The sequence below is a fragment of the Plantactinospora sp. CA-294935 genome, assembly GCF_050936445.1.
Taxonomy (GTDB): Bacteria; Actinomycetota; Actinomycetes; order Mycobacteriales; family Micromonosporaceae; genus Plantactinospora.
Genome location: NZ_JBNJMU010000001.1, coordinates 10017996 through 10042358 on the forward strand (window position 1 = coordinate 10017996; position 24363 = coordinate 10042358).

The 24363-nt window shown below is 71.9% G+C and carries 17 protein-coding genes and 1 pseudogene; 7 read left to right on the forward strand and 11 right to left on the reverse strand.

Annotated features, from left to right (window positions below; translation table 11 throughout):
• Positions 1-92 precede the first annotated feature (92 nt).
• Positions 93-2549, reverse strand: coding sequence for a M14 family zinc carboxypeptidase (locus ACQEVC_RS43390; protein ID WP_432890082.1), 2457 nt, complete (start codon positions 2547-2549; stop codon positions 93-95).
• Positions 2550-2670: 121 nt separating this feature from the next.
• The gene (locus ACQEVC_RS43395; protein ID WP_432890084.1) at positions 2671-3060 is read right to left on the reverse strand and encodes a putative leader peptide; all 390 of its coding nucleotides are present in this window, start codon (positions 3058-3060) and stop codon (positions 2671-2673) included.
• Here ACQEVC_RS43395 and ACQEVC_RS43400 point away from each other — a divergent pair.
• From ACQEVC_RS43400 to ACQEVC_RS43415, 4 genes are all read left to right on the forward strand, one after another.
• Positions 3059-5083, forward strand: a complete 2025-nt coding sequence (locus tag ACQEVC_RS43400; RefSeq protein WP_432890086.1) for a glycoside hydrolase family 3 protein — start codon at positions 3059-3061, stop codon at positions 5081-5083. The genes ACQEVC_RS43395 and ACQEVC_RS43400 overlap by 2 nt on opposite strands.
• A gap of 134 nt (positions 5084-5217) precedes the next feature.
• Positions 5218-5961, forward strand: a complete 744-nt coding sequence (locus tag ACQEVC_RS43405) for a tetratricopeptide repeat protein (protein ID WP_432890088.1) — start codon at positions 5218-5220, stop codon at positions 5959-5961.
• Between the two features lie 10 nt (positions 5962-5971).
• Entirely contained in the window at positions 5972-6277 is a 306-nt protein-coding gene (locus tag ACQEVC_RS43410) for a ribosomal protein L7/L12 (protein WP_432890090.1), read from the forward strand.
• Between the two features lie 85 nt (positions 6278-6362).
• Positions 6363-7040: an SMI1/KNR4 family protein gene (locus ACQEVC_RS43415; RefSeq protein WP_432890092.1), complete on the forward strand. Its 678-nt coding sequence runs from the start codon at positions 6363-6365 to the stop codon at positions 7038-7040.
• Positions 7041-7121: 81 nt separating this feature from the next.
• On the opposite strand, the gene ACQEVC_RS43420 is transcribed toward ACQEVC_RS43415, so the two are convergent.
• Complete coding sequence (locus tag ACQEVC_RS43420) at positions 7122-9665, reverse strand: glycoside hydrolase family 9 protein (RefSeq protein WP_432892044.1); 2544 nt, start codon at positions 9663-9665, stop codon at positions 7122-7124.
• A 771-nt stretch (positions 9666-10436) separates the two neighbouring features.
• On the opposite strand from ACQEVC_RS43420, the gene ACQEVC_RS43425 reads away from it, so the two are divergent.
• Complete coding sequence (locus ACQEVC_RS43425; protein WP_432890094.1) at positions 10437-12014, forward strand: aldehyde dehydrogenase family protein; 1578 nt, start codon at positions 10437-10439, stop codon at positions 12012-12014.
• A gap of 188 nt (positions 12015-12202) precedes the next feature.
• Here the strand turns inward: ACQEVC_RS43425 and ACQEVC_RS43430 are convergent, their stop codons facing one another.
• Positions 12203-13285 carry a GNAT family N-acetyltransferase gene (locus ACQEVC_RS43430; RefSeq protein WP_432890096.1) on the reverse strand — a complete coding sequence of 361 codons (1083 nt, stop codon included), beginning with the start codon at positions 13283-13285 and terminating at the stop codon, positions 12203-12205.
• Between the two features lie 319 nt (positions 13286-13604).
• A pseudogene (locus ACQEVC_RS43435) lies at positions 13605-14321 on the reverse strand (amino acid-binding protein); the annotation flags it as partial.
• A 340-nt stretch (positions 14322-14661) separates the two neighbouring features.
• Here ACQEVC_RS43435 and ACQEVC_RS43440 point away from each other — a divergent pair.
• Complete coding sequence (locus ACQEVC_RS43440) at positions 14662-15771, forward strand: phosphotransferase family protein (protein ID WP_432890098.1); 1110 nt, start codon at positions 14662-14664, stop codon at positions 15769-15771.
• Between the two features lie 137 nt (positions 15772-15908).
• Positions 15909-17144 carry an acyl-CoA dehydrogenase family protein gene (locus tag ACQEVC_RS43445; protein ID WP_432890100.1) on the forward strand — a complete coding sequence of 412 codons (1236 nt, stop codon included), beginning with the start codon at positions 15909-15911 and terminating at the stop codon, positions 17142-17144.
• An 85-nt stretch (positions 17145-17229) separates the two neighbouring features.
• On the opposite strand, the gene ACQEVC_RS43450 is transcribed toward ACQEVC_RS43445, so the two are convergent.
• From ACQEVC_RS43450 to ACQEVC_RS43475, 6 genes are all read right to left on the reverse strand, one after another.
• Entirely contained in the window at positions 17230-18273 is a 1044-nt protein-coding gene (locus ACQEVC_RS43450) for a LacI family DNA-binding transcriptional regulator (RefSeq protein ID WP_318398105.1), read from the reverse strand.
• Positions 18274-18445: 172 nt separating this feature from the next.
• Positions 18446-19879: a GH1 family beta-glucosidase gene (locus tag ACQEVC_RS43455; protein ID WP_432890103.1), complete on the reverse strand. Its 1434-nt coding sequence runs from the start codon at positions 19877-19879 to the stop codon at positions 18446-18448.
• Positions 19876-20754, reverse strand: coding sequence for a carbohydrate ABC transporter permease (locus tag ACQEVC_RS43460; RefSeq protein ID WP_346259621.1), 879 nt, complete (start codon positions 20752-20754; stop codon positions 19876-19878). Before ACQEVC_RS43460 ends, ACQEVC_RS43455 begins: the two co-directional genes overlap by 4 nt.
• A gap of 26 nt (positions 20755-20780) precedes the next feature.
• Entirely contained in the window at positions 20781-21764 is a 984-nt protein-coding gene (locus tag ACQEVC_RS43465; RefSeq protein ID WP_346259547.1) for a carbohydrate ABC transporter permease, read from the reverse strand.
• Between the two features lie 130 nt (positions 21765-21894).
• Entirely contained in the window at positions 21895-23205 is a 1311-nt protein-coding gene (locus tag ACQEVC_RS43470) for an extracellular solute-binding protein (RefSeq protein ID WP_432890105.1), read from the reverse strand.
• Between the two features lie 578 nt (positions 23206-23783).
• Complete coding sequence (locus tag ACQEVC_RS43475) at positions 23784-24329, reverse strand: plasmid pRiA4b ORF-3 family protein (protein WP_432890107.1); 546 nt, start codon at positions 24327-24329, stop codon at positions 23784-23786.
• Positions 24330-24363 lie beyond the last annotated feature (34 nt).

Sequence of the window (24363 nt, forward strand, 5' to 3'; positions counted from 1 at the left end):
CGAGCGGCCCGGCCCGTTCCGGTCACCGGACACACCCGGGGCCCGGGTGCCTGACACCCGGGCCCCGGTCTCACCCGGTCATCGGGATCGGGTCAGCGCTGTGCCGCCCAGAGCAGGGCCCGGCCCAACTGCGAGTGCAGGCCCTTGGGGTGCAGCCGGAACGTCGGGTCCGTGCCGAACAGCACCACGCCGTTGCCGCCCGGGCTGACCGTACGCACGATGCTGGCCTGCCCGGCCGCCGCGGCCTGGCCGGTGGTGCCGGCCTCGTTCGCCGCCCACCAGCCGGCGAGCAGCGGGTCGGCGGCGTACGACTGCTCGACCGTGACCCCGGTGCCGAGGTCGGTGAACCAGACCGGCTCGTTGATGAACGCGTGCGGGATGGCACCGGCGGTCACCGGGCCGCCCCGGTTGACGATGTTGGCCACCCCGCTGGCCAGGCTGGCGCCGGCGGTGGCGGTGACGCTGAGCAGTCCGGCGGCGTTGCCGAAGCCCGCCCCGGCGGTGCCGAGCCCGACCACCCCGCCGCCCCGGGCCAGGAACGCGTCCAGCGCGACGCGGTTCTCCGGGGTCAGGTTCGCCAGGTTGACGGTGCTCGCCACCAGCAGGACGTCGACGTCGGCGGTGAGGGTGGCGGCCAGGGTGGTCGCGGTGAGCGTGCGGGCCTCGAAGCCGGTGTCGAGCAGGGTGTCCCGGTCCTCGACCGTGCCCAGGTAGCCGACGACCACCTCGTCCAGCAGGGTGCCGCGCCAGCGGGCCGGGGCACGGGTGAAGGTCACGTCGTGCTCGCGGGCCTCGGTCCAGGCCAGTCGGCGGTTGACCGGGGTACCGGGGACGACGACCGAGCCGTCGGCCAGCCGGTGGACCTTGACGCCCTTGTCCAGCAGGGAGTTGACCGCGAGCAGGTCGGCGCCGTCCTGGATGTCCAGCCGCAGGTCGACGTTGCCGGCGGGCAGGTCACCCTCGGCCGTGCCGTCGTAGGTCCGCTCCAGGCGTACGTCGGGGAGCCGGTTCCACAGGGTGTCGACGGTGGCACCCCAGGTCAGCCCCTGGCTCCAGGCGGCCGGGCCGGCGTAGAGGTCGTCCACCCGCCCGGTCAGGTCGATGCCGGGTTCGAGCAGGGAGTTGACCAGGCCGCGCTTGGGCTGGTGCAGGTCGATGACGTACGAGCCGGCCCGGTAGGACCTCCCGTCCGCCCGGAAGTCCTGCTTCGCCTTCCAGACCCGACCGCCGCTGCCGACCAGCAGGTCGACCAGGCGGGCCGCGGCGGTCTCGGAGTGCTGGCCGGGGCCGGTCGGGATCACGTACGCCCGGGGAAAGGTGGTGTGGTAGTTGTCCTCCGGGCCCCAGCCCGGCACGTACCCGTCCGGGATGTCGCGCAACGGTTCACCGGCCCAGCCGCGCCGGTAGACCTCGGCCTGGTCGAAGATCACCTGGTTGCGGTGCTCCTGGATGTACCGCAACGAGGTCTTGACCGCCACCTCGTGCACGTCGGTGTTGATGCCGGAGCGGCGTACCCTCTCCTCCGGGCTGAGGTTGCCGCGCGGGTTCAGCGGCGCCTCGATGGTGTACGGGATGCTGCTCTGCAACATCGCGAACGACGGTACGTAGATCGGCGGGAAGTCGTCCCAGACACCCGGCTCGTCGTCCCGGAACGGGATCCGGGCCCGCTGGGTCTCCGGATAGCCGAGGGCGCGCAGCCCCTCCTCGATCGCCAGCGCGTTCGGCAGGCCGTGCTTGATGTAGAGGTCGTACTCGTTGTTGACGTTGTGCGGCGGGGTACTCGGGTGCAGCAGCGTCGGGTTGACGTAGCCGTGCAGGTCGAGCGTGATGATCGGCTTGGTGTCGACGATCAGCTCGCGGATCAGGTTGGTCTCCGGCTGCGACACGATGGTCAGGTCGCGGTTGAGGTCGTAGCCGGCCGCGTTCTGCCGGGTGCCGGCGACCCGGCCGTCCGGGTTCGAGGTGATGTTGAAGACCAGCCGGTTCCGCTTGAGCAGCGTGACGACCGCCGGGTCGGTGCTGGTGGCGTACTCCTCGATGACCCGCAGCGCGGCGTCGGTGCCCTCCCACTCGTTGCCGTGGATGTTGGCGTTGACGAAGAGCGGGGTCTTGTAGTCGCGGAGCAGCCGGCGGTCGTTGCGGGCCCTGACCGGCTCCTCCTCGATCAGGCGCTTCCACTGCTCCTGCTGGCGTGCCTCGGCGCGGCTCTCCGGCGCGGTGACCGTGACCGCGTAGAGGTCGTGGCCGCCGGAGGACTTTCCGGCCACCCGGGCGGAGACCCGGTCGCTGGCCTTCTGCAACGCGTTCAGCTTCGGCGCGATCTCGTCGTACGGCGTGACCCCGATCGGGATCGACGCGTCGTTCGGGTTGTCCGGCCAGACCGGCAGCACGTTCTGCCGGGGGTAGCCCCGGACGTCGGAAAGGTCGACGGGAAGCGCCGGTACGGCCGGCAGCGCCGACGCCACCGCCGGCCCGGTCCAGGCCAGCGTACCGAGCAGCGCGGCGGCGACCAGCGCGGGGGCGAGCCGGGGATAGGGACGTCTGAGCATGAAGGACAGTACTCCTATCAGGAGAGGGGGAATTGCCGTGCGGACGGACGCCACCGCGGGGCCGGAGACCCACGGATCGGGAAACGCCGCCGGCAGGGCGGAACGGAATTGGAGCCCGGCGTCAGAGGGACGGTCGACAGGCGGCGCTGGCGACGCGCAGGAGGTCGATGTGACCCCGCTTGGTCAGAAAGGCGCTTCGCACAAAGTAGATCTTGATAGGACGCCGACGCGCTGTCAACCGTCGATCCACTCCGTGCGACGAACACCTCCGTACGCCGGATCCGGCTCGCGCCCCGGATGTGCCGCTCGATCCCGCCGACGTGCCGTCGCCGCCGACGACGGCCGGTCTTCCCCGGATCGGAGACTGCGAATGCCCATGAAGGCGGACGAAACCCCATGGATAGAGCGCTCTCAGGAAGGAACCTTTACCGTCCGATATTGACGCCGTCTTATGGTCACCGGAAGGATCGGGCCTGGCGCGCACCCCGACTTCGTTCTGGAGGCACGACATGCGTCCACACTCGCGATCCCGAACACCACTGATAACCCTGCTCACCGGCCTGCTGGTCGTCTCGCTGCTCCCCACCGGCGCGGCGTCCGCGGCGCCGGAGGCCACCGACCCCGCCGCCACCGCCGCCACCGCCGCCGGCTCCGGCGGCCACGGCGGCAAGCCCGACTACCGCAATCCGAGGCTGCCGATCGACCGGCGGGTCAACGACCTGCTCGGCCGGATGACCCTGGCGGAGAAGGTCGGCCAGATGGCCCAGGCCGAGCGGCTGGCGGTGGACGCCGACCCGACGCTGGTCGCCCAGTGGGGCCTCGGTTCGCTGCTCTCCGGCGGCGGCTCCATCCCCACCCCGAACACCCCGGAAGCCTGGGTGTCGATGATCAACAACTTCCAGCGGCAGGCGCTGAGCACCCGGCTGGGCATCCCGATCATCTACGGCGTCGACGCGGTGCACGGGCACGCCAACGTCTACGGCGCCACCGTCTTCCCGCACAACATCGGCCTCGGCGCGACCCGGAACCCGGAACTCGTCCGGCAGATCGGCAAGGCCACCGGCGAGGAGGTGAAGGCGACCGGCATACCGTGGAACTTCGCCCCCTGCCTCTGCGTCTCCCGCGACGAGCGCTGGGGCCGGGCCTACGAGGCGTTCAGCGAGGAACCGGGGCTGGTCGGCGAGATGAGCAGCTACGTCGACGGGCTGCGCGACGCCGGGGTGCTCGCCACCATCAAGCACTACGCCGGGGACGGCGACACCGAGTACGACCAGGCCGCCGCCGACGCCAACGAGAGCCTGCCGTCCGGCTCCCAGCGGTACGTCATCGACCAGGGCGTCACCGTCACCACCCGGGCCGACTTCGCCCGGACCAACCTCGCGCCGTTCTGGACCGCACTGCGCCGGCACGACGTGGACAGCGTGATGCCGTCGTTCTCCAGTGTGGACTGGATCGAGGACGGCGTCGGCAACCCGGTCAAGATGCACGCGCACAAGGAACTGCTCACCGACGTACTCAAGGGGGCGCAGCGGTTCAAGGGCTTCGTCATCTCGGACTGGGAGGGCATCCACCAGATCCCCGACCCGGACGAGCCGACCGTGGCCGGGCTGACCGCGTACAAGGTGCGGACCTCGGTCAACGCCGGGGTCGACATGTTCATGGTGCCGAACAACGCCAAGCAGTTCATCGACCTGCTCCTCGCCGAGGTGCGGGCCGGCCGGGTCAGCCAGGCCAGGATCGACGACGCGGTACGCCGGATCCTGCGGGCCAAGTTCGAGATCGGCCTCTTCGAGCGCCCGTACGCCTCCGCCGACGACGTCGACGAGGTCGGCAGCCGCGAGCACCGGGCGCTGGCCCGACGGGCGGTCGCCGAGTCGCAGGTGCTGCTGAAGAACAGCGACCGGGCACTGCCGCTGCGCAAGGACGCCAAGATCTACGTCGCCGGCCGGAACGCCGACGACATCGGCAACCAGGCCGGCGGCTGGACCATCACCTGGCAGGGCGCCTCCGGCGACATCATCCCGGGTACCACCATCCTGGAGGGCATCCGCGAGGTGGCGCCGCGCGCCCAGGTCACCTACAGCGCGGACGGCTCCGCCCCGACCGCCGGCTCGGACGTCGCCGTCGTGGTGGTCGGCGAGACGCCGTACACCGAGGGCTTCGGTGACGTCGGCGGGCCGGAGTGCGGCTGGTGCACGACGCCGCAGCAGGAGGAGAAGTCGCTCTCCCTGCAGCCCGGCGACAAGGCGGTCGTCGACAAGGTCTGCGGCGCGATCGACACCTGCGTGGTGCTCGTCGTCTCGGGCCGGCCGCAGGTGCTCACCGACCAGCTCGGTCAGATGGACGCGCTGGTCGCCTCCTGGCTGCCCGGCAGCGAGGGTGCCGGGGTGGCCGACGTCCTCTTCGGCCGGCGCCCGTTCACCGGCAGGCTCTCGGTGAGCTGGCCGCGCAGCGAGGCGCAGGTGCCGATCAACGTCGGCGACCGGAACTACCGCCCGCTCTTCCCGTACGGATACGGGCTGCGGACCCGCTGAGGGCAGCTTCGACGAGTCGCCGCCGCCGGCCCCGTGACCCGGGCGCCGGCGGCGGCGTCCACATCGGACGCGTCGCCGCCCCGGCAGCCGCAAGCGCGTAGAGTGATCCGCGCCGATTTCCCCGGAGGCCGGAGGTGACCGTGGCGGGGTTGCGGGACTGGACGACCATGCTCCGGGTGCACCGGCGCGGCCGGCGGGCCGGTGCTCTGGTCGCCCGGGGGCAGCTCACCGCCGCCGCCGAGGCGCTGACCGAAGCGGTCTCGCTGGCCCGGCGGCAGTGGGGCGACGCCAAGCCGCAGTCGATCGCGCTGCTGAGCAACCTGGTCGACGTACGGCGGGCGCTCGGCGAACTGGCGGAGGCACGCGAGCTGGGCGAACGCGTGGTGGAACTCTCCGGCCGGGTGCTCGGCGACGACCACCCGGTGACCTGGTACGCGGTCAACAACCTGGCCCTGGTGCTCCAGGCGTCCGGCGACCTGCCCCGGGCCCGCGAGCTGCACGAGCGGGAGCTGGCCGCCGCCCGCCGGCTGCGCGGCACGGCCCATCCCGAGACGCTCACCTCGATGGACAACCTCGCCCAGTGCCTGTTCCGGTTGGGCGAGGTCGACGCGGCGTACGAGCTGGCCGCCGAGGCGGTCCGGCTGTCCCGGGAGGTACGGGGCACGGGTGACCCCGACACGCTGATCGTGATCGACAACCTGGGCGTGTTCGCCGGCGCCCGCGGTGACCTCGCGCTGGCCCGGCAACTGCACGAGGAGGCGGCCGAGGGGCTTCGGCACGCCCTGGGCGAGGAGCACCCGCACACGGTCACCGCGCTGGCCAACCTCGCCGAAAGCCAACGGAGCCGACCGGAGACACCGCCGACGTCACCTGCTTGAATACCGTGCCATGGATTCGTGGTTGGTTCCCGTCGTCGCTCTCCCCCTGCTCGTGCTGGTGATGACCGAGATGTCGTCGGCCGCCCGGCGCCAGCGGGAAACCGCCGCCCGGCTCCGCCGGGTCGAACGCAAACTCGACCTGGTCCTGGACCATTTCGGCCTCACCGTGCCCGAGCCGGCGCTGCCGGAGGTGGTGGCGCAGCTGGAGCGGGGGCAGAAGATCGCGGCCGTCAAGGCGTACCGGGAGGCCACCGGCGAGGGGCTGCGGGAGGCGAAGGAGGCGGTGGACCGGCTCGCCGCCCAGCGCGGACTCTGACCGGCTCGGGGCCGCGACGGGCGGGTCCCGGGGCGCCGGCGAAGGGGCTGCCGATCCGTCGGACCGCCCCGATAGGGTCCGGCCCGTGACGAACATCGACTGGTCCGGGGTACGCGACCGGGTGGCCGCGCTCTCCACCACGCCCGATGCCAAGGTCTTCGGCGCCAACGGCCACGGGTGGCTGCTCGATCCACCGCTCCGCCCGGCCGAGCTGGCGGAGTTGGAGGAGCAGCTCGGCGTGCGGCTGCCGGAGGACTACCGCGGCTTCCTGCTGGAGGTGGGCCGGGGCGGGGCGGGCCCGTTCTACGGCCTCTTCCCGCTGCGCCGGGTGGACGGTCGCTGGCGCTGGGAGGGTGACGGCGCCGACCTCACCGAGATCAGGACTCTCGCCGAGCCGTTTCCGCACACCGGCCCGTTCAACCCGGCGGCCGAGCTGCCGGAGCCGCCGGACGAGGAGGACTTCGGCACGGTCGAGGAGTTCAACGCGGCCGAGGACGCCTACTGGGAGCTGCACGACCGGGTGGCGTACGACCCGTTGCACACCGTCGGCGCCGTCTACCTGTGCCACCTCGGCTGCGCGTACCGGCACCTGCTGGTGGTCAGCGGCCCGGAGCGCGGTGCGATGTGGGCCGACGACACCGCAGACGACGGCGGCTTCACTCCGCTGGCCGGTCCACACGGCGAGCGGATCGGCTTCGCCCGGTGGTATCTCGACTGGCTCGACGAGGCGACCGCCAAGGCCCGGGAACCGCTGCACGGATAGCCCCGATCCACCGGACCGGGGCCGTCGGGCAGCCTGCTGGTACCGCCCGACGGCCCCGGCGGGGACCGGCCAAGGGACGGATCAGCCGGTCGCGCAGGCCGCGCCGTTGAGCGTGAACGACGTCGGCCGGGGGTTGCTGCCGGTGGAGGTGCCGTTGAATCCGAAGCTGGTCGAGGCGCCCGGGGCAAGCGCGCCGTTGTAGCCGAGGTCGGTGGCGGTGACCGCCGTACCGGACTGGGTGACGGTCGCCGACCAGGCCTGGGTGATCCGCTCTCCGGCGGTGAGGGCGAACTCCAGCGTCCAGCCCTGCACCGTGCTCGTCCCGGTGTTGGTGATGGTGATCGTGCCGCTGAACCCGGTGCTCCACCCGTTGCCGGTCCAGCCGATCCGGCAGCCGCCGGCCGGACCGCTCGGGGTGGTCACCGAGACCGGCGCGGACGCCGTCGAGCGGTTGCCGGCGGCGTCCCTGGCCACCACGTAGAACTGGTACGCCGTCCCGGCCGCCAGCCCGGTCACCGCGAACGTCGGCGTGGCCGCCGAGCCGAGCAGGACGTCGCCGGCGCCGTTCTCCCGGTACACGTCGTAGCCGGTGACCCCGACGTCGTCGGTGGCGGCGGTCCAGCTCAGGATGGCTCCGCCAGCGGTCACGGCGGCGGCGGTGGGGGTGCCCGGCGCGCTCGGCACGGTGCTGTCCGGAGCCGACGGCGCCGGTTCGGCGCCCCAGATCAGCGCGCCGCCCTCGTAGAGCGCCAGCTTCGGGTTCGGCCCGGCGGCGGCCTGGTACGACGGGTCGTTGCTCGGATCCCAGGTGCCCCCCTCGGGCACCCCGATCTTGAACTGCACCTCCATCCGGTGCGCCGACTGTCCGGCCGGGGCGATGGTGTAGCCGGAGCAGTCGACCTCGACGTACCAGATGTCGCCGGAGAGTTGCCGGGCGCTGGTCGGTGCCGGGCAGCCCTGGGTGTAGCCGCTGGTCACCTGGATCGCGCTGGTCCCCTCGGGCCGGAAGTAGTACCGGAACGAGGAGTCGGTCAGCGCCCGGGCCGGGAAGGCGGACTTGTTGTAGACGATCGCCTTGATCCCGGTCGCCCTCGGCTCGGCCTGCATCACCGTGGTCTCCACGGTGATCTCGTCGATGTCCGGCGTCTCGGCCGGCGGGAAGTTCGCCAGCGGCGTGCCGCCGTACTCGGAGATCAGCCGGGCCAGCGCGGAGGTGAGCCCGGCGTTGTAGTCGGTGGCGACCTCGTTCATCACGTAGTCCGACCGGCTGTCGGTGTACGCGTCGTTGGGCGAGGACGGCCCGCCGACCAGCGCGCCGTAGAGGGTGTGCCGGGTCGCCTCCGGCACCTGCATGCTGTCCCACCAGGAGCCGTGCGCGGTGCGGTGGTGCGGGTTGCGCGGTGGGTTGGCGCCGAAGCCGATCATGTAACTGGAGTTGCGCGGGTTGTCGCCGAGGGCGTAGTCGATCTGTCGGACCGCGAAGTCGTGGTAGCGGGTCTTCCGGGTCGCGTCGGTGGTCCTGTCGCTGTAGACCAGTGCCGCGAACGCGGTGTTGGCGGCGTACCGCAGCGCGCCCCAGGTGTCCAGCACCGCCATCCCGCCCGGAGAGGTACGCACCTTCTCCCCGTTCACCCCGACGGTCCAGTAGTCGAGCCAGCGGTTGGCGTCGTCGACGTATTTCTGCTTCCCGGTCAGGTTGGCCAGCAGCACGTACGCGCCGAACTGCTTGTTGTCCCAGGCCACCGTCCACTTGTAGAGCCGGGTGCTCTGCTGTGGCTCGGTGCCGAGCCGGTCGTACTCGGTCTCCGCCTTGGTCAGGTAGCTGGCGTCCCCGGTGGCCCGGTAGAGCCAGATCGCGCCCCAGACCAGTTCGTCCTGGTAGCCGCTCCAGGACCGGTAGAAGTTCGTCACGTCGGTGATGCACTCGTGGTAGGCCCGGCGCACGCTGTCGGCGAAGCTGTAGAGCTGGCGGGCGTGCGCGACCAGCCGGTCCGCGTAGGCCGGATCGGTGGGCCGGAACACCATCGAGGAGGCGGCCATCGCCGCCGCCGTCTCGCCGGCCAGGTCCGAGCCGCCGCAGCTCGCGTCGATCTTGTACGCCGGCCGCGCCATCGGCAGCACCTCGGCCGGTCCCCACCACTTGTGGTCGTCGTCGCCCTTGCCGACCTGTCCGTAGAGGACGTTGGCCTCAGGGTGCGCCCTGATGAAGTAGTCGTTGACGAAGCGCAGGTTGTTGAGCAGGTGCGGGAGCTGGCCGGAGGACTGGTAGCCGCTGCGGTACTCGACGGCGCCCCAGGCCAGCATGGTGGCGCTGAACGCCATCGGGAAGCCGAACTTGACGTGGTCACCGGCGTCGTACCAGCCGCCGGTGAGGTCCAGCCGGACATCGGAGCCGTCGGTCAGCGCCGAGTCGCCGCGCCAGGAGACCCGGTTCCAGTCGGGCAGCGCGCCGGACTGCTGCGCCTCGTAGAAGTAGAGCGACTTCTGGAGCGCTTCGCCGTAGTTGAAGGCCGGCGCGGCGGCCCCGGTCGTCGCGTCGGCCGGCGGCGGCAGTACGGCGGCGGCCGGGGCGACCCCGGTCAGCACCGCCGCCGCGGCGGCCAGTGCGGTGGCGCCGGCGGCCACCGCGCGGAGGTACCAGCGGCCCGGCCGCTGGCCGCGGTCGGGCCGCTGCCGGCCGTCTGGTCGCTGCCGACCGTCGAGGCGTTGCCGGGCGCCTGGCTTGGGCCGGGGACCAGGCCGGGGACGTTGCCCGTTCGGCCGGGCCGGGGCGATACGGTCGCGCACTAGAATTGCTCCTGTCCGTGGAGCCGCGCGCGGCGACGCGTAGCGGAGGACACGAGGGGCGGATGTGGGCGCATCCGCCCCTCTCCCTGCGCGGTGCACGACGCGGGTGCTGGGGCCTGGGAAAACTGTGCTGCGGTGGTGCCGGGCGAGGGTTTGGATCTCGGTCCACCGGAGCCCGGGAGCGCTCCCATGGATAGCAGACAATGTAACCGCGCCATTGCCGGTTTGTGAAGGACCCAAACCGGCGACACCTCCCCGCCGTCGGGCAGCGGAGCGTCCCCCGGGATGCCTAGAGGAAAGCCCTTTCCTACTCGTTGACGATCCTCACACCATCCAACCCCCTCGATGAGGAGGCGCCGTTTCCCCAGCTCAGCAGGCTGAGCGACGACTCAGCTAGAGGGAAGCCCGGGCCAACCGGCGGGACTCCCGTCCTGGGATACGGGCGTACGGTTGCCGCCGCCGCGGGCCCCGGGAGACAGTACGGCCAGATCAGGGAGACAAAACCCCAGATCAGCGGTGCCATCGACGCCGCCGCACGCTGATCGTTCCCGGCTCGGCGAGCCCTGCACACCGACGACTCAGCCGGCCGACGACCCTGAGGAGACAGCGATGGCACTGCGCCTTGCCGACGGCACCGCCTGGCCGGAGACCCTGGCCCGGGCGGTGCGGACGACCCCCGAAGCGTTCGACCTCGACGCCGGCCCACCCGATGGCACCGTCACGCTGCGCAACCTGATCGAGGGCACCTGGCAGTCGGTCGGTACGCCCAGCCCGGTGCGTACCCCGGTGGACAACACCGTACTGGTCAACCTGTCCCGGCTGGACGCGGAGTCGGCCCGGGCCGCCGTCGCGTTCGCCTCGGCCGAGCACCGCGCCTGGGCCGAGGTTCCGCTGGCCGACCGCAAGGCCCGGGTGGTCGAGGCGCTCGACGAGCTGACCGTGCACCGGGACCTGCTGGCCCTGCTGCTGGTCTGGGAGATCGGCAAGCCGTGGCGGCTGGCCTGCGCGGACGTGGACCGGGCCCTCGACGGCGTGCGGTGGTACGTCGAGGAGATCGACCGGATGCTGGCCGACGGCCGGGAACCGCTGGCCGGCCCGGTCAGCAACATCGCGAGCTGGAACTACCCGATGAGCGTACTGGTGCACGCCGAGCTGGTGCAGTTGCTCGCCGGCAACGCGGTGATCGCCAAGACGCCGTCCCAGGGCGGGGCGGTCTGCCTCACCGTGGCGCACGCGCTGATGCGCCGGGCCGGGCTGCCCGCCACCCTGCTCAGCGGGGGCGGTGCGGAGCTTTCCGAGGTGCTGGTCCGGGCGCCCGAGATCGGCGCGGTGGCCTTCGTCGGCGGCCGGTCCAACGGCGGCAAGGTCGCCGCCGCGCTGCTCGACACCGACAAGCGGCACATGATCGAGCAGGAGGGGTTGAACGCCTGGGGCATCTGGGAGTTCTCCGGCTGGGACAGCCTCGCCACGCACCTGAAGAAGGGCTTCGAGTACGGCAAGCAGCGCTGCACGGCGTACCCGCGCTTCGTGGTGCAGCGGGAGCTGGTCGACCAGTTCCTCGACATGTACCTGCCGGTGGTCCGCTCGGTCCGGTTCGGCCACCCGCTGGCCGTGGACGAAGGCTGGGCCGAGGGCGACCCGCTGCCGGACCTCGACTTCGGGCCGCTGATCAGCGCCGCCAAGGCCGACGAACTGCACCGCAAGGTGGACGAGGCAATCCGGGGCGGCGCGGTGCCGCTCTACCGGGGCAGGCTGGCCGGGGCGCCGTTCCTGGCCGGCCAGGACACCTCGGCGTACGTGGCCCCGTCGGTGCTGCTGGCCCCGCCCGGCCGGTCCCGGCTGATGCACGCGGAGCCGTTCGGCCCGGTCGACACCATCGTGGTGGTGGACACCCCCGACGAGCTGCTGGCCGCGATGAACGCCAGCAACGGCGCCCTGGTGGCCAGCCTCGCCTGCGACGACGAGGAGAAGGCGGCGAAGCTCGCGGTCGACCTCCAGGCGTTCAAGGTGGGCATCAACAAGCCCCGGTCCCGGGGTGACCGGGACGAGCCGTTCGGTGGCCGGGGCGCCTCCTGGAAGGGCGCCTTCGTCGGCGGCGACCTGCTGGTGCAGGCGGTCACCGTCAGCCCCTCGGCCCAGCGCCTGTACGGCAACTTCCCGGACTACAACAGCTACCCGGCCACCTGACAGCCCTGCCACCCGACAGCCCGGCCACCCGAGGGCCCGGCCACCCGAGGGCCGGGGTATCCAGCTACGCGCGGAAGGGGCCCCTCCGGCCGTCCTACCGGAGGGACCCCTTCCATCTCGCCCCAGTCAGGCGGTTCCGCCGGCCCGGCCCCGAACCAGGACCGGACCGCCGGGTCTGTGCCGCGCCGCTACACCTCGGCGGCGGCGGAAGTCTCGGCGGCGGAGGACGCTCCGGCCCGCCGCTCGTGCAGCGGCACCGTGACGGTCAGCAGCTCGCCGTCCCGGTCGACCGTGCCAGGCTGGTAGAGCCGGTCCAGGATGCGCAGCACCGCCACGTTGTCGGCCGGGGTGTGCGCCAGCAGCGCGGCGTAGCCGGCCCGGGCGCCGTACCCGACCAGGCGGCGCAGCAGCGCGGCACCGAGGCCGCGGCGCTGCCAGCCGTCCTCGACCAGTAGGCCGAGTTCGGCGAGCACCCCCTCGGGCGCCAGGTTCGCCATCGCCACCACCCGCTCGGGCTGGCCGTCCCCGCCACCGGTCAACGCCAGCAGTGTTACCCCGTGTGCCGGGGAGAGCAGCCGACGCAGCCGCTCCGGCGGCGCCGCGCCCCGCCCCGGATAGCGCCGGAGCAGGCTCCGCGCCGTGCAGCGGTGCTGCATCGACAGCACCGCCGGCAGGTCGTCGGGGACGGCGGGACGTACGGTGAGCTCGGCGCCGTCCGGCAGCACCAGCGTCACCCGGTCGGCGGCCTGCCGGGCCACCGCGCCGGCCAGGTCCACCAGCGCCTGGGCGCGGGCGTACTCGGCCGGGGTGAAGCTCGGGGCCGTCCGGAGCACCTCGAACGAGCCGCCGTACGGGTCGGGCAGCCGCATCGTCCCGGCGCCGTGTCCCGGGCCCGCCGGACCGGAGACCACCGGCCGCCAGGTGACCGAGTCGGCGTTGAGCAGGCTGCGCAGCGACTCGCCGAGCCCGTCCGGATCGCGCACCAGTCGGCTGGCCAGGCCGAGCGCCCGGGTCGGCTGGTCGGCCAGGCCCTGCGCCTCGCTGCGGGCCACCCAGCAGTTCCGCCCGCGCCCGCGCTCCACCGCCGCCACCAGGTCGTCGGCGGTCAACTCGGCCGGCGCGTCCACCAGGAAGTCGTCGACCGCCCCCGCCTCGGTGGTGTGCACCTGGACGGTGAGGATGTTCACCCCGCGCAGCGCCAGGCTGGCGGTGAGTACGGAGAGGAAACCCGGCCGGTCGGCCACCGTCGCCCTGATCCGCCACAGTGTCATCGAAACTCCTTCCCGGTGCCAGCCTGCCCGCCTGCTGTTACCCGCCGGTTGCTCAGCCGTGACGGGTCATGATCGCCGGCAGTCGCCCGCTCGCCGGGGCGAACGCGGCCGGACCTACCGGCGCCACGGCGGAGCCGGAGGCCAGCGCGGCGGCCATCTCCGGTCCACCGGCCGGACCGGGCTTCGCCGGCGCCACCGGCCCGGCCAGCGTCTGCGGGCCGGGAAGGGCCCGCGGCGCCGCTGCCGCAGCCGGTACCGCCACCGGCGGCATCGCCAGCGCGGGAGCCGATCCGTCCACCGCCAGCGGCTGGGCCGGCTCGGTCGCCGCCGCCGGCGCGCTGACCAGGTCGAGCCGGTCGCCGAGGATCGTCGCGGCGGCCCGCACCAGTTGGGCGATCCGGTCGACCTCGGTGACGTGGAAACCGGCCGCCGCCAGCCCCTCGCCGTCCACCCGGGCCAGCATCAGCACCAGCCCCGCCCGGCCGAACGGGGCGACCGCGTAGTGGGTGCCCGCCGGCCCGTTCACCGAGCGGGCCCGCAACGGGGTCACCTCGGGCAACTGGAGTGGGCTCGGTGCCCGCCAGCTCGCGTACGCCACCGCGGGAGCGCCGCTGCCCCGGACCGTCCCGGCACCCGTCCCGGTCCGCGCCGCCCAGTCCGCCGGCACCACCGCCGCGGCGGCCCAGTCGGCGGCCAGCAGGCCGGGTACCGCGTCGACCAGGGTGGCCAGCCCGTCGGCCGGGTTCGCGGCGATCTGGGCGAGCAGCTCGGCGTCCTGACCGCCGCCGTTCGGTGCGCCGATCGCCCGCCACATGCCGTTGACCCGTACCCCCGGGATCGCGCCGAGCCCGGCACAGAGCCGGTCGACCCGGGCGGCACCGGGCCAGACCACCGTGAAGTCGTCCACGGCCCGGCCGCCCAGCCGCTCCAACACCACCACCGCAACGATGTCGGCACCGGCGACGCCCAGCGTACGGGCGACCTGACCGAGCGTTCCGGGTCGATCCGGCAGGGTCACCCGAACCCTCAGCAACATGTCCGTCCCCTCCGTCGGCGGACCGGCGCGCGTTCCGCCGGTGAGCTGTCAACCAGGCTGCCCGATGACCATTTCGCCCCTGTTGCAGCGGCATGTCCCGGCAGCAACAACCCGTGTTCACCTCGAAGACGTACGGTGCTGCCCCGGTCGCTGTCCCCGCGACAGCGGCTTCGACATCTGCTCGGCGGTCAGTTCGACATCTGCTCGGCGGTCAGTTGGTGGCCGACGCTGCGGTAGAGCCCGATAGCGACGGCCCTGATCCTCCGTCCGGCCCGGACCGGCGGTAGCCCCCTGGCGACCCGGGCTTGACTGGACGGCCCAGATGCCATCAACTGTGCGGATGACCGATCCGCCGGCCACCGCCGTCCGGCCGGAGCCACCCGCCGGGTCACCGTCCGGGCTCGACCTCGACCGGCTGGCCGGGCATCTCGCGGCGCACCGCCCCGACCTGCTGACCGGCCCGCTCCGGGCGGAACTCATCGCCGGCGGCCGGTCCAACCTCACCTACCTGGTCCGCTCCGGTGACCAGGAGTTCGTGCTCCGCCGGCCGCCGCTCGGGCACGTGCTGGCCACCGCGCACGACATGGCCCGGGAGTTCCGGGTGATCTCGGCGCTCGCCCCGACCGGGGTACCGGTACCGGCCGCCCTGCTGCACTGCGCCGACGAGACGGTGCTCGGTGCGCCGTTCTACCTGATGGCACGGGTCCCCGGGGTGGTCTACCGGAGCCGGAGCCAGACCGACCCGCTGACGCCGGCCCAGCGCCGGGCGCTCGCACTGGTCATGATGGACGTGCTGGCGACGCTGCACACCGTCGACCCGGCCGCCGTCGGACTGGCCGATTTCGGCCGGCCGGACGGCTTCCTGGCCCGGCAGGTACGCCGCTGGGGCGGGCAGCTCGACCGGTCCCGCAGCCGGCCGCTGCCCGGCATCGACGAGCTGCGCCGACGGCTGGCCGCCACCGCCCCGGACGGCTGCAACGCCGGGCGGATCGTGCACGGCGACTACCGCCTGGACAACCTGGTCGCCGAATGCGGGCCCGCTCCGGACGACACGTCGGAGAGTCGGGCGGTGACGATCCGGGCGGTACTCGACTGGGAGATGGCCACCCTCGGCGACCCGCTCGCCGACCTCGGCCTGCTGCTGACCTACTGGGAGGTGCTCGGCGACTCGGACGCGGCCGACGGCAACCCGGTCGCCGACGGGCTCGGCCCGCGCGCCGGCTTCCCCTCCGGGGCCGAGCTGATCGACCGGTACGCGGCCCGCAGCGACGTCGACGTCGGCCCGCTGGACTGGCACGTCGCGCTGGGCTGCTTCAAGCTCGCCGTGATCTGCGAGGGCATCCACTACCGGCACACCCTGGGGCAGACCGTCGGCGAGGGGTTCGACCGGATCGGCGCCCTGGTCCACCCGCTGATCGCGTACGGCCTGGCCGCGTTCCGCCGGAACTGACCCGGCCCGCTGCCGAGAGTCGCGGCCGGACCCCGGGAACCGCCGGGGCCATCCGGGACCACCGCACCGGCGCCCGCACCGCCACCGGAAAGGCACACACCGGAAAGCCCGCCGAGCTGAACTGCCGAGGAGCACCGATGGACTTCGGGTTCGACGCGCGCACCGCCGATTTGCACGAGGCGCTGCACGACTTCCTGACCGACCGGATCCTGCCGGCCGAGCCGGTCCACGCCGAGCAGGTCGCCGCCGCGGCCGACCCGACGACCGGGGCCGGACAGTGGAGCCGGCCACCGATCATGGCCGAACTCAAGGCCGAGGCCCGGCGTCGGGGGCTGTGGAACCTCTTCCTGCCGCATCCCGAGTACGGCGCCGGGCTCAGCAACCTCCAGTACGCCCCGCTCGCCGAACTGACCGGCCGCAGCCCGCACCTGGCCCCGGAGGCGCTCAACTGCGCCGCCCCGGACACCGGCAACATGGAGCTGCTGGCCGACTTCGGCAGCCCGGCGCAGCAGGAGCGTTGGCTGCGCCCGCTGCTCGACGGCGAACTGCGCTCGGCGTTCTGCATGACTGAGCCGGAGGTGGCCTCGTCGGACGCGACCAACATCGCCACCCGGATCGAACGGGACGGCGACGAGTACGTGGTCACCGGGCGGAAGTGGTGGTCGACCGGGGCGATGGACCCACGCTGCGGGATCTTCATCGTGATGGGCAAGACCGATCCGGAGGCGCCCCGGCACCGGCAGCAGAGCATGGTGCTGGTGCCCCGGGACGCCCCGGGCGTGACGGTGCGGCGCGGCCTGACCGTCTTCGGCTACTCCGACGGCGCGCACGGCGGGCACGCCGAGGTGAGCTTCGACGGCGTACGCGTGCCGGCGGACCATCTGATCGGCGGGCCCGGTGACGGCTTCGCGATCGCACAGGCGCGGCTCGGTCCGGGCCGGGTCCACCACTGCATGCGCCTGGTCGGGATGGCCGAACGCGCCCTGGAACTGCTCTGCCGGCGGGCCGCCGGGCGGGTGGCGTTCGGCCGGCCCCTGGCCGAGCAGGGCGTGGTGCAGGAGTGGATCGCCGAGTCGCGGGTGCGGATCGAACAGGCCCGGCTGCTGGTGCTGAAGACCGCCTGGCTGATGGACACGGTCGGCAACAAGGGCGCGCACACCGAGATCCAGGCGATCAAGATCGTGACTCCGGCGATGGCGGAGTGGGTGATCGACAAGGCGATCCAGGCGCACGGCGGGGCCGGGGTCAGCCAGGACACCCCGCTGGCCGCGCTCTGGGCCGGTGCCCGTACCCTCCGGCTCGCCGACGGCCCGGACGAGGTGCACCGGGCCGCGCTGGCCCGCCGCGAACTGAGGCGCTGGACGGGCGACTGAGACGTCCGGCTGCGGCGCGCGGCGCGGCCGGGCCCGCAGCCCGGCCGTCCGGCCGGTCAGGCGGACTGCCCGGCCGTGCAGCCGGTCAGGCGGAGGTGCGGTGCACCAGGTGGGTGTCGAGCAGCACGTACGGCACCTCGCGCTCCTCCCGCCGGATCCGCGAGACGAGCAGCCGGGCCATCTGCCGCCCCATCTCCTCCATCGGCTGGAAGACGGTGGTCAGCGGCGGCTCGGTCTGCCGGGCGATCGGGGCGTCCTCGAAGCCCACCACCGCCACGTCCTCGGGGACCCGCCGGCCGGACTCGCGCAGCGCCCGCAGTGCACCGCAGGCCATCAGGTCGGAGGCGACGAAGACCGCGTCGAGGTCGGGGCAACTGTCCAGCAGCCGGCGCATCGCCGCCGCACCGCTGGTCTCGCTGAAGTCGCCGTACGCGATCATGGCTTCGCTGACCAGCCCGCCGCTTTCCCGTACCGCCTCCTGGTAGCCGGCCAGCCGGGCCACGCCGACCCCCATGTCCTGCGGGCCGGCGATGGTCGCCACCCGCTTGCGGCCCTGCCCGACCAGGTATTCGACCGCCTGTCGGGCGCCACCGGCGTTGTCCACGTCGACGAAGTACGCCCCGGACGGGTCGCCGAGCATCCTGGCCGGCCGGCCGCCGAGCACGGTCGGCAGCCCGCGCTGCTCCAGCAGGGTGGGCAGCGGGTCGGCATCGTGCAGCGAGAGCAGGAGTACGCCGTCCACGTGCTGGTTGGTCAGGTGGTGCTCGACCCGCTCCCGCTCGGCCGGTGACTGCGCCATCGCCAGCCAGAGCTGCATCGGGGTCTCCAGCAGTGCGGAGCTGATCCCCCGCACGATGCCGGCGAAGAACGGCTCGCCGAAGACCCGCTCCTCCGACTCGGAGACCACCAGGGCCACCGAGTCGGTCCGCTGGGTGACCAGGGCCCGGGCCGCCCGGTTGGGCACGTAGCCCAGCTCGGCGATGGCCCGCTGCACCGCCGCCCGGGCCTCCGGGCTCACCTGGGGTGAACCGTTGACGACGCGGGACACGGTGCCCCGCCCCACTCCGGCGCGGGCGGCGACCGCATCCAGGGTGGGCCGCCCGAGCGAGCGGGTGCGCTGGGTTGTCATCGTCTGTCCCTCCGACGTCGGATGTCCGGCACCGAACCCGTGCGGGCCGGTGCCGGGCACCCCCAATACTGGCTGACCACGCCTATTGAACCTTCTTCGACCTGGGCAGCGCCTCGTCCGCGTCCCGACCCTCAGTCGGGGGCACGACGAACCGCGCCCAGAGGTCGAAGGTTCATTGTGCGGCCAAACCGTTACGTCGGATGACGTCGGCGTACCACCTGGCACTCGACTTGGGAATCCGGCGCTGACTGTCGTAGTCGACGTAGACCATGCCGAAGCGCTTGGTGTAGCCCCACGCCCACTCGTAGTTGTCAAGCAGTGACCAGGCGAAGTAGCCCCGCAGCGGCACTCCGGCGGCGATCGCCGCGTGGCAGGCCCGCAGGTGCGCGTCGAAGTAGCCGAGCCGGTCGGTGTCGTCGATCCGGCCGTCCACCACCTCGTCGACGAAGGCGGAGCCGTTCTCGGTGATGTAGATCGGCAGTTCCGGATATTCCCGGTGCACCCGCTCCAGGGTCTCGACCAGCCCCGGGGCGTCGATCTCCCAGTTCATGTCGGTCACCGGCATGCCGCGGGTGACGAACCGGACCTGCTCGCTGCCGGGCCAGCTCGACTGGGCCCGCCAGTACGGCTCCGGCTCGACCCCCTCGACCGGGGCCGCGACCACGTGCCGGCTGTAGTAGTTGATGCCGAGGAACGACATCGGGGTGGAGATGGTCTCCAGGTCACCGTCCTGGACGTGGCCGAAGTCGGTCACCGGGGTCAGGTCGGCGACGACGTCCGCCGGGTAGCTGCCGCGCAGCACCGGGTCCAGGAAGATCCGGTTGGCCAGCCCGTCGATCCGGCGGGCCGCGTCGGCGTCGGCCTCCGAGGAGGTCTGCGGGGAGACCGCGTACAGGTTGAGGGTGATCCCGACCTCGGCGTCCGGCCGGGCCGCCCGGATCGCCCGGGTGGCCAGGCCGTGCCCGAGCATCAGGTGGTGCGCCGCCCGCACCGCCTCGCCCGGATTGGTACGCCCCGGCGCGTGTGCCCCGGAGCCGTAGCCGAGGAAGGCCGAGCACCACGGCTCGTTGAAGGTGATCCAGTGCCGGACCCGGTCACCGAGGGCCGCGACGGTCAGCTCGGCGTACTCGGCGAACCGGGCGGCGCTGTCCCGGTTCGGCCAGCCGCCGGCATCCTCGATCGCCTGCGGCAGGTCCCAGTGGTAGAGCGTGACCCACGGCTCGATGCCGTGCTCCAGCAACTCGTCGGTCAGGCGCCGGTAGAAGTCCAACCCGGCCTGGTTGCCCGGGCCGTGCCCGTCCGGCTGGATCCGGGGCCAGGCCACCGAGAGCCGGTACGCCTTCAGTCCCAGCTCGGCCATCAACTTCACGTCGTCCCGGTACCGGTGGTAGTGGTCGCAGGCGACGTCCCCGGTGTGCCCCTGCACCACCCGCCCCGGGGTGTGGCTGAACGTGTCCCAGATCGATGCGCTTCGACCGCCCTCGTGCACCGCACCCTCGATCTGGTACGCCGCGGTGGCCGCGCCCCAGACGAAGTCGGGGGGGAAGGTGGCGCCCTCACCCTCCTCGAGCAGTTGCGTGGACAGTGGGCTCGCGGAGTTGCTCACGACTTGACGGCGCCTTCCATGATGCCGCCGATGATCTGGCGGCCGAAGATGATGAACACGATCAGCAGCGGCAGGGTCGCCAGCGCGGTACCGGCGAACAGAGCTACATAATCCGTCTGGTAGAGGCCGGACGAAAGGATCTTCAACGAGTACTGCACCGTCGGCGTGTCGGGGGTGAGCACGACGAACGGCCAGAGGAACTCGTTCCAGGTCTGCATGAAGGTCAGCAGACCGAGTACGGCCGCCGCCGGACGCAGTGCCGGCAGCACCACGTTCCAGTAGACCCGCCAGGTGGAGCAGCCGTCGAGCCGGGCGGCCTCGATCAGTTCGTCGCTGATCGCCGACATCGCGTACTGCCGCATCATGAAGACCCCGAAGCCCTGGACCAGGAACGGCACGATGACCGCCTGGAGGGTGCCGGTCCAGCCCAGCTCCACCATCATCAGGTAGAGCGGGATGATGCCGAGCTGGGTCGGGACCATCATGGTCAGGATGATCACCAGCAGCAGCGCGTTGCTGCCCCGGAACTTGAGCTTGGCGAAGGCGAAACCGGCCAGGGTGGAGAAGAAGATCACCGAGATGGTCACCACGGAGGAGACCACGGCCGAGTTGACCAGGCCGTAGAGGAACGCGGCGTCCTCGTTGGCCAGCATCCGGTCGATGTTGCTGAACAGCTTGCCGCCGGGGGTCGGCGGCATCTCGTAGACCGCGCTGTTGTCCCGGGAGGCGATGATGAACGACCAGACGATCGGGAAGACCGAGAGCACCGAGCCGATCACCAGCGCGAGGTAGGTCAGCGGGCTGGCCTGCCAGAGCCGGGCTCCGGGTGCGCCCCGGCCGCGGCGTCGGCGGGACGGCTGCGGCGTCGGGCTCACCGCGCGGGGCAGGGTCTGGATGGTGGTCACTTCTGCTCCCCCTTGACCGAGCGGCGGACCATCGCAAAGTTGATCAACGCGAAGATGACGATCATCAGGAAGAGCAGCCAGGACATCGCGGCGCCGGACCCGTACTCGAAGTTGCCGGTGAAGGTCCGCTCGTAGATGTACATCGCCAGGGTCTGGAACTCGTTCGAGGCGCCGCCGCGGATCAGCCCGAAGCCGTACATCAGGGGCTCGGTGAAGATCTGCAGGCCGCCGATGGTGGAGATGATGATCGTGAAGAGGATGGTCGGCCGGATCAGCGGCACGGTGATCTTCCAGAACTGCCGCCAGGTGGAGGCGCCGTCCAGGGACGCCGACTCGTACAGATCCTTGGGGATGGCCTGCATCGCACCCAGGTAGATCAGCGCGTTGTAGCCGGTCCACCGCCAGTCGACCATGAAGGCGATCGCGAACCAGGAGGCGTAGCGGTTGTCCCGCCAGGCGACCGGGTCGATGCCGACGGTGCCGAGCAGCCAGTTCACCAGGCCGTACCGGTCGGCGAAGATCAGCGCGAAGATGATGCCGACCGCGGCCACCGAGGTGATGTTGGGGATCAGGATCCCCATCCGGAACAGGGTGCGGCCCCGCATCTGCCGGTTCAGCAGGTTGGCGATCATCAGCGCCACCACGAGCTGCGGCACGGTGCTGAGCACGAACATGCCGAACGTGTTGTAGGCGGCGTTCCAGAACTGCGCGTCGTCCAGCAGGACCCGGTAGTTCTCCAGCCCGACGAACTCCTTGGTGCCGCTGAGCAGGTCGTACTCGAAGAGCGAGACGTAGACCGTGTAGAGGACCGGGAAGAGGCCGAAGACCCCGAAGAGGATGAAGAACGGGGCGACGTAGAGGTACGGCGAGTACTTGATGTCCCAGCGCCCGAGGCGGTACGACCGCCGGCGGTGCGTCGGTTCCGGGGTGGGTGGCGTGGCAGCGTGCCGTGGTGGTGCCGCGCCGACGACAGAGCTCATTGCGGGGTCCTTCCGGGGAGGTGGACCGGCCGGTGACCTCGCGGCGGTGCCCACACCCTTCCCGGGTGTGGGCACCGCCGCCGGCCCACGGGCACTCCTCACCCGTGGGCGCGGCAGGTCACCGGTCGACCTAGCTGGTCAGCTTCTTGGCCTCGGCCATCGCCTTCTTCCAGGCGGCGTCCGAGCTGAGCTGGCCGCGCTCGGCCGCCTGCATCTGCGGCTCGACCACCGTCTCCCAGATCTGCTGGTGCTTGGCGCCGAGGAAGACCGGCTTCATGTTCTTGACGCTCTCGCCGAAGATCTCGCCGGTCGGGGCGCCGCTGAAGTACTCGCTCTTCTTGTCCTTGAACGCCGGGTCCTCGATGCCGGCGATGTCGGACGGCATCGCACCGGCCTCCTTGAACGCCGCCAGGTGGCCTTCCTTGCTGGTCAGGTACTTGGCCAGCAGGTACGCCTCCTTCGGGTGCTTGGTCTGCGCCGGCACCGCGAGGTAGGAGCCACCCCAGTTGCCGCCACCGCCGGGGATCTTGGCGATGTCCCACTTGCCGGCGTTCGCCGGGCCGGACTTCGGGACGATGACGCCCTCGGTCATCCACGCCGGGCACGGGATGGTGGCGAAGGCCGAGTTCTTGAAGGCGGCGTCCCAGTCGGCGCTCCAGCGCTGCGCCTTGGCGGTCAGCCCGTCGGCGGCCATCTGGAGGCCCATGTCCCAGGTCTGCTTGATGACCGGGTTGGTGTCACCGATGAACTTGTTGTCCTTGTCGAAGAAGAACGTCTCGGAGTTCTGCATGACGTGCGGCTGCATCAGGCTGGTCGCGCTGTCCAGCCAGGCGGCCTTGGCCTTGCCGCTGGCCTTGAACTCCTTGCCCAGCGCGATGTAGTCCTGCCAGGTGCTGATCCGCTTGGACACCTCTTCGCGCTCGGTCGGCAGGCCGGCCTGCTGGAAGAGGTCCTTGCGGTAGCACATGGCCAGTCCGCCCACGTCGGTGCCGAGCCCGATCAGCTTCTTGCCGTCCGGGGTCATGGCGTTGTTCCACTTCCACTCCGGGAAGTTGGCCTTCAGCTCGTCTGCCCCGAGTTCCAGCAGGTTGGCGAACTTGTCGTGGTTCTGCACGTACCCCAGCAGCACACCCTCTTCGAGCCCGACCACGTCGCCGGCACCGCTGCCCGCGGCGAGCCACTGCACCAGCTTCGGCTGGAAGTCCCGCAGCTCGCCCATCTTCTGGTGCTCGACCTTGATGTTGGGGTTGGCGGCCTCGAAGTCCTTGATCGCCTGGTCGTAACCGAAGTTCTGGAAGGTCTGCAGGACCAGCTTGACCTGTCCCCCTTCGCCGGTGGACCCCTCGTTGTCGCTCTTGCTGCACGCCGTGCTGCCGAGAGCCACGCCCGCGGCGAGCGCGGCGACCGCGACGGTGCGGAGCCGGCGCCTGATGACGCTCATCCCTGACCCCTCTCAGGTGGGTAAATCGAGTTGTGGTGGTGGCGGAGATTCGTGTGTGTCCAGCGGTGCTGCTGGTGCTGGCTTGTTCCGGTGGCGCTTAGGTGCGTGTGTCCGCCCGCCGACGGCGCCGGGCGCAGTGCCCGGCGCCGTGCGATGGGGATCGGTTTGACGCCGCGTCAGCGATCGTGTGGCCTCGGCCACAAACCGCCGGGAGCGCTCCCATGAGATTGCCGGGGCGTTTCGGGGGTGTCAATGGACATCTGGGAGCGTTCCCATTTCGTTACCGTCGGCGCTGGGTCACTCACCCGCAAAGCGGGGCGTTATCCCCGAGGTAACGGGCGGGCCGACAGTCCGGGCCAACCGGCGGGTAGCCAGATCCGTCCCGGCAAGCGATCTCGACACCGGAGGGGTCCGCACGGGGCGCGCGGCGGCCGGCGGCGCCGGCAGCGGAGGTGACGGCACGACGCGGCCGGCGGCGGATCAAGCGGTACCCGGCCCCACCCGGCACCGCTCCACAGTGGCCGGCGGCCGGCTCGGTACGCCCCGGCGTTCCCGGCCACGCCCGGGCGTACCCGAGGTTAGCTGAGCCAGCGGGCCAGGGTGCTCGCCCGGTCCGGGTCGAAAGTCGACGGATCGAAGGGCCGGCCGAGCCAGTCGCGCAGCGAATCGTGCTCCGGATGGGCCGGGTCGGCCATCGCGGCGAGGAACTGCCGGTAGCCGAACGGGCCGCCGACGTCCTCCGGCGGGCAGGCCCCCGCACCGGCGGAGCAGACCGGATAACGCTCGTCGGGATCGGCGCCGAAGACGTCCTCGACGATCACGTCGTGCTCCCACCAGTCGCCGAAGTCGTAGGTGTAGAGGAAGCGACCGCCCTTGGTCGCCACCGCGTCCAGCCGGGTGTCCAGCTCGTCGCGGAGCGTCAACTCCCCCTCGGCATCCGGCACCCCGTACTGCACCCCGTCGATGTCGAACGAGTGCAGGTGGCAGTTCTGCCAGCCCAGTACGGACTGGAACACCCGGTGCACCCGGTCCAGGGTGTAGCCGCCCGGCACCAGCACCCGCCGCCAGACCGGCGGTGTGACGTCGGCGAGCGACACCTTGAGCTGGAAGATCTGACGGCGCATCGTCTCCCACCCTCTCGGCATAGGCTACCGGCAT

Excerpts from the sequence above, each read along its gene's own strand:
- ACQEVC_RS43475 (WP_432890107.1), bottom strand. The coding sequence starts at position 24,329 with ATGCGCCGTCAGATCTTCCAGCTCAAGGTGTCGCTCGCCGACGTCACA.
- ACQEVC_RS43430 (WP_432890096.1), bottom strand. The coding sequence starts at position 13,285 with ATGACACTGTGGCGGATCAGGGCGACGGTGGCCGACCGGCCGGGTTTC.
- ACQEVC_RS43450 (WP_318398105.1), bottom strand. The coding sequence starts at position 18,273 with ATGACAACCCAGCGCACCCGCTCGCTCGGGCGGCCCACCCTGGATGCG.
- ACQEVC_RS43395 (WP_432890084.1), bottom strand. The coding sequence starts at position 3,060 with ATGTCGTGCCTCCAGAACGAAGTCGGGGTGCGCGCCAGGCCCGATCCT.
- ACQEVC_RS43465 (WP_346259547.1), bottom strand. The coding sequence starts at position 21,764 with ATGAGCTCTGTCGTCGGCGCGGCACCACCACGGCACGCTGCCACGCCA.
- ACQEVC_RS43410 (WP_432890090.1), top strand. The coding sequence starts at position 5,972 with ATGGATTCGTGGTTGGTTCCCGTCGTCGCTCTCCCCCTGCTCGTGCTG.
- ACQEVC_RS43440 (WP_432890098.1), top strand. The coding sequence starts at position 14,662 with ATGACCGATCCGCCGGCCACCGCCGTCCGGCCGGAGCCACCCGCCGGG.
- ACQEVC_RS43470 (WP_432890105.1), bottom strand. The coding sequence starts at position 23,205 with ATGAGCGTCATCAGGCGCCGGCTCCGCACCGTCGCGGTCGCCGCGCTC.
- ACQEVC_RS43390 (WP_432890082.1), bottom strand. The coding sequence starts at position 2,549 with ATGCTCAGACGTCCCTATCCCCGGCTCGCCCCCGCGCTGGTCGCCGCC.
- ACQEVC_RS43425 (WP_432890094.1), top strand. The coding sequence starts at position 10,437 with ATGGCACTGCGCCTTGCCGACGGCACCGCCTGGCCGGAGACCCTGGCC.
- ACQEVC_RS43445 (WP_432890100.1), top strand. The coding sequence starts at position 15,909 with ATGGACTTCGGGTTCGACGCGCGCACCGCCGATTTGCACGAGGCGCTG.
- ACQEVC_RS43400 (WP_432890086.1), top strand. The coding sequence starts at position 3,059 with ATGCGTCCACACTCGCGATCCCGAACACCACTGATAACCCTGCTCACC.